This is a genomic window from Lysinibacillus sp. TE18511 (genome assembly GCF_054062295.1).
Genome location: NZ_JBSSFD010000103.1, coordinates 1 through 1,051, shown reverse-complemented (window position 1 = coordinate 1,051; position 1,051 = coordinate 1). Strand labels below are relative to the sequence as shown.

Here is a 1,051-nt window from a genome sequence, read left to right as displayed (position 1 = left end):
AAAGCTTAAACGGCTTGAGCCCCTTAGAATACAGGGCTCAAGCCGCATAGAGTATTTTTATTATTTCCGCTGTCTACTTGACAGGGAGCAGTTCAATTTAACAACATTCGTGGCTTTTTGATGTATTTCCAAACTTCCATTTGGGAACGTTTATTAGGTTTATTTTGTATGTGCTTGTTACACTAAAGCTCCACGTTAATTAAAGAAGGGCGAAGTTATTAAAATTAGTTTTTTTCTGAGGTCATCCTTATAAGAAAAAAAGAAATCGCTAAAGAAATGAATCCCATAATAAAGACTTTTATCCAAGATATTTCTATATTGAAGGGCGACATTTCCTCCATATTAAAAGTGTATAAGGACCACCATTCATCTCCTGAGGAAAAAAAAATAGAAACAAACAACAAAATCCCAAATATCATAACAGCATTTACAAGACAAAGGATTATATCTCTCAAATTTATTCCCCCCAATTCTGACAGTTTACTTTGAATTCATTTTATCATTGCTCTTCAACTAAATTGCGCGTTAGTTGAAGTATAACCTTCTCAAAGCGTCCTTAGGGAACATAACAATCATTAGCAGCCAAAATAACCCCCTCATTCAATTGAATGGGGGGGTATTCCCTAACTTTCATTTGGGAACGTTATTAACGTTTACTAGTGTAAAAAAATTATTAATCTTGAGATAGGTGTAACCAATCGAGTTAACCAAAAGGACTTTTTAACATATGTCTTCGTTGAAGAAGTATCAGTTTAATGAAATGATTTAACTACTTTTTAACATTTATTACTTTGTATCCAACAAATATGATTAAAAACCAAACTGGTGCGACATATAGGGCAACACGCATTTCTGGAATAAACGCCATTAACACAATAACCATTAATAAGAATGCAATGGCAATATACGTAGAAAGTGGATAAAGCGGAATTTTGAATTTCAGTTCGGCTACTTCCTCTTTCGTTTTTGACTTTCTAAATTTCAATTGTGCTAATAAAATAATCATCCAGCTTGTAATGACTGCAACAGTCGCAACAGCAGAAATATAGAT

At 33.3% G+C, this 1,051-nt stretch carries 1 pseudogene; it reads right to left on the bottom strand.

The features are described from left to right. Positions 1 to 769: 769 nt before the first annotated feature. Positions 770 to 1,051: pseudogene (locus ACVWXS_RS25905) on the bottom strand (aromatic amino acid transporter AroP); the annotation flags it as partial.